This window comes from Saccharothrix hoggarensis, from assembly GCF_042678885.1.
Classification (GTDB): domain Bacteria; phylum Actinomycetota; class Actinomycetes; order Mycobacteriales; family Pseudonocardiaceae; genus Actinosynnema; species Actinosynnema hoggarensis.
Genome location: NZ_JBHTLK010000382.1, coordinates 1 through 3,674, shown reverse-complemented (window position 1 = coordinate 3,674; position 3,674 = coordinate 1). Strand labels below are relative to the sequence as shown.

General features: G+C 77.1%; 3 protein-coding genes and 1 pseudogene. All 4 read right to left on the bottom strand.

What is annotated here, in order from left to right; all coding sequences use genetic code 11:
* Positions 1–1,000: cobalamin biosynthesis protein (locus tag ACFQ3T_RS35140; protein ID WP_380730211.1), on the bottom strand; the 1,000-nt coding region annotated here is incomplete at its 3' end.
* Entirely contained in the window at positions 997–1,854 is an 858-nt protein-coding gene (locus tag ACFQ3T_RS35135) for a bifunctional cobalt-precorrin-7 (C(5))-methyltransferase/cobalt-precorrin-6B (C(15))-methyltransferase (RefSeq protein ID WP_380730209.1), read from the bottom strand. The genes ACFQ3T_RS35135 and ACFQ3T_RS35140, both read right to left, overlap by 4 nt.
* Position 1,855: 1 nt before the next feature.
* Entirely contained in the window at positions 1,856–2,965 is a 1,110-nt protein-coding gene (locus ACFQ3T_RS35130; RefSeq protein WP_380730207.1) for a cobalt-precorrin-4/precorrin-4 C(11)-methyltransferase, read from the bottom strand.
* Between the two features lie 64 nt (positions 2,966–3,029).
* Positions 3,030–3,674: pseudogene (locus ACFQ3T_RS35125) on the bottom strand (cobyrinate a,c-diamide synthase); the annotation flags it as partial.

The window sequence follows — 3,674 nt, the reverse complement described above, 5'->3', positions numbered from 1 at the left end:
CGACCAGCGCGAGCCGGCCGCGCGGCAGGACGCGGGCGGCGGCCACCGTCACGCCGGCGCCCTTCACCTTCTCCGCCGCGATCTCCACCCGGCCGCCGCCGGACAGCTGCACGGCGCCCCGCAGCGCCGCCGCCTCGGCGACGCTGGGGATGCCGATGGCGAGGTCCGCCGGGTTCGGCACCGGGATCACGGCGAGTTCCTCGCCGGGGTAGGCGAGCAGCGGCGCGGTGGTCGAGTCGTGCCAGAAACCCCAGTCCTCCAAGGCGTCGGCGATGCCGGGTTCGGCGACCTTGCGGTCCAGCGTGGCGAACGCCCGCACGGCCCGCAGGTCGAGCCCGCGCTTCTCCTCCAGCTGCGCGAGCGCCGCCGACACGGCCGACGCGGACACCCCCGTGCTCGACCCGACGCCCACGACGAGCGTGCGCGGCACGACCCGCACCACGCGGTCGTCCCGCGGGCCCTTGGGGACGCGGTCGTCCACCAGCACGGTCCACGCCGCGTCGTGCCCGGCCGGGCCGGTCAGGACGTTGTCGGGCAGCGCGGGCAGCGGGAACCCGAGGGGGTTGGCCAGCAGCACGGGTTCGCCCTGCCGCACCGCCTCGCCGCACGCGGCCAGGTCGCCGTCCACGGTGGCGTCCAGCAGCTCGACCAGTTCGTCCAGCGGCGAGTCGACCGACGCCGAGGTGACGACGGCGTGCCCGCCGAGGACGTCGGCGATGCGGCCGGCCAACGCGTCCGCGCCGCCCAGCAGCGCCACCGCGAAGCCGCCGTCCACGCACACCACGCCGGGGTCGGACCGCTCGTCGCGCAGCAGCGGGGCGACGAGCCGCACGGTGGCCTCCGTGCCGAGGAAGAACACCGCCGACCCGAGCCTCGGCCACAGGGCGCGCAACGCGGGCCCGACCGGCCCGTCCGGCACGACCGCGTCCGGCCCCAGGAAACCCGCCAGCTCGACCGCGGCCCGCCGCCCGCGCCCGCCGGCGGCGAACACGCCGATCACGCCTTCTTCCTCCCCCACAGCACGGTCACCGGGTTGGTGGCCAGCAACGCGCCACCGGCCAGCCGGGCCGCCGACAGCTGGCTGCCCTGCACGTCGTAGCCGGCCTCCAGCAGGGCGTCGCGCGCGGCGACCACGCGGTCGAGGTCCCGGGTCGCCACCACGACCCGCCCGGCGCCCGTCCGCGCGCACCGCCGCACCACGACCACGCCACCGCCGCCGATGAACACGGCGTCGGGCCGGGGCAGCTCGCCCGCCTCGGCCAGCTCCGCTTCCACCACCCGCACGTCCGCGCCGTGCGCGGAGGCGTTGGCGATGATCCGCACGCACTGCACGGGGTCGCGTTCCACCGCGACCACCGCCGCGCCGAGGCGGGCGCACTCGACGCCGACCGCGCCGGGTCCGGCGCCGACGTCCCACACCAGCACGCCGGGGCGGGGCGCGAGCCTGGCCAGGGCCAGGGCGCGCACCTCGGCGACGGCGACCATGCCCTCGCGGTGGGCGAACTCGTCGTCGGGCAGCGCCCAGTCGTCCGGCGCCCAGCCGCGGGGGGTGGGCGCGAAGCGCTGCTCGGCCAGGCACAGGATCGCACCGGGCTCCGGCCACGGGCGCGCCACCGCGTCCGCTGGGTCCACAGTGGACAGACCGGCGGCGGACTCGACGACGAGGGTGCGCCGCCACCCCGCCAGGCCGCGGGCCAGCTCCGCCGGGTCCGCGCCGGACACCACGACGGCGGGCCGGGCCCGGCACACGTTCAGCGCGTGCCGGGGACCCGCCTCGGCGGCGTCCACGACGGTCACCTCGGCCCACGAACGGCCGGCTTCGGTGACGAACCGGTGCAGTGCGACGACGTCCATGTCAGGTGGCGCGCTTGCTCTTCTTGGACCGCGACGCGGTCTGCTTGCGCGGCGTCGTGCTGGCCCTGACCGTCGTGGTCCGCTTCGCGGCGGCGGCGACCACCGGCTTCGGCTTCGGCTCGACGGCCTCCGCGGACTCCGCCTGGTCCACCACCAGCTCCAGCAAGGGCTCGCCGACCGGCTCGGGCTTCGCCTTCGCCCCGGCGCGCTTGGTGCGCGCCGTCTCCTGCCAGTCGTGCACCGCGGACCACGCCGCGGCCGACGGCGAGTCGGGGTCCGTCCGGGGCGTCACGGGCTCGTCCACCAGCGGCGCCGGGCCGGACGGCTTCGGCACGGGACGGTTCGCGCGCAGCGACCACTTCGACGGCCGGGCGCGGCGCACCGGCTCGTCGCCCTCGACCACCGGGGAACGGCGGCGGGGCGCGGGCTCCGCGAGCACCTTGCCGACCAGGAACAGCGTGGTGCGGTAGAGCTTGTGCTCCTTGACGCACGCCTCCAGCTCGCCGACCGTGGTCTGCACGACCGTCTCGTCCGGCAGGGACACCTTGTAGGCCACCACGACCGGCGTGTCGTCGGCGCAGCCGCCCGCGCGCAGCTGCTCGACCAGCAGGCCGGTGCGCGCGCCGGACGCGGAGATCGCCATCGTGGTGCCGTGCGCGGCGAACTCCCTGACGTGCTCGGCGGACTCGGGGCCCGCGAGCACGAGCGACTGGGCGACGTCCGACGTGGTCAGCTCGCGGCCGACGGCCGCCGCCGCGGCGGACACCTGGGACACGCCGGGCACGACGTCGGTCTCCAAGCCCAAGCGCCGGCACACCTCCTGCTGGTCGCGCAGCCCGCCCCACAGCGACGGGTCGCCCGCGTGCAGCCGCACCACCTTCAGCCGGCCCGCCGACGCGCGCCGGTACACCTCGACCACGTCGGCGTCGGCGACCCGGGAGAAGTCGACCAGTTCCGCGTCGGGGCGAGCGTGCTCGCGCACGCACTCGGCCTCGACGACGCTCGGGGCCCACAGCACGACGTCGGCCTCGGCTATCCGCTTCGCGCCGCGCACGGTGATGAGATCGGCGGCGCCGGGACCGGCGCCCACGAAGGAGACCCGACCAGTCATCACAACTGCTCCCCACGACGTGTTCGGCTGGTGGGCAAGGACCGTACCGCGCGAGCGCGATCCACTATCGGGTGGCCTCGGACCGCGTGGAGTCCGCCGCGCAGGCCCGCACGAAGCGGGTCACGGCCTCCGGCGCGGACGCCGGGTGGGTGTGCAGGTACGACGCGTGGACGCGGCCGAGGACGAACCCCTCGGCCACGGGACGGGAGTCGTGGCCGCGCCACCGCCAGGCGGGACGCGCGCCGTGCGGGACGCTCAACGCGGTGCGGTGGAACTCGTGCCCGGTGATCCGCGTGCCCGCGCGGGCCAGCACGGAGTCCTGCGGCGCGACGGCGTCGCGGTAGCCGAGGGTGAGGCGGGGCGTCATGGCGCCGTCCGCGTCGACCACGCCGCACATGGGCGCGCCGTCGAGCGACTTCGCCAGGTACAGCAGGCCGCCGCACTCGGCGTGCACGGGCGCGCCGGAGCTGGCGAGGGCGGTGACGGCGGCGCGCAGCCCCTCGGCGGCGGACTGCTCGGCGGCGTGCTGCTCGGGGAAGCCGCCGGGGAGCACGAGACCGGCGGCGCCGTCGGGCAGCGCCTCGTCGCGCAGCGGGTCGACCACGACGACGTCCGCGCCCGCGGCCTCGAGCAGCTCGACGTGCTCGGCGTAGCCGAAGGTGAACGCCGCGCCGCCCGCGACGGCGATCCGGGGCGCGCCCGCGACCCG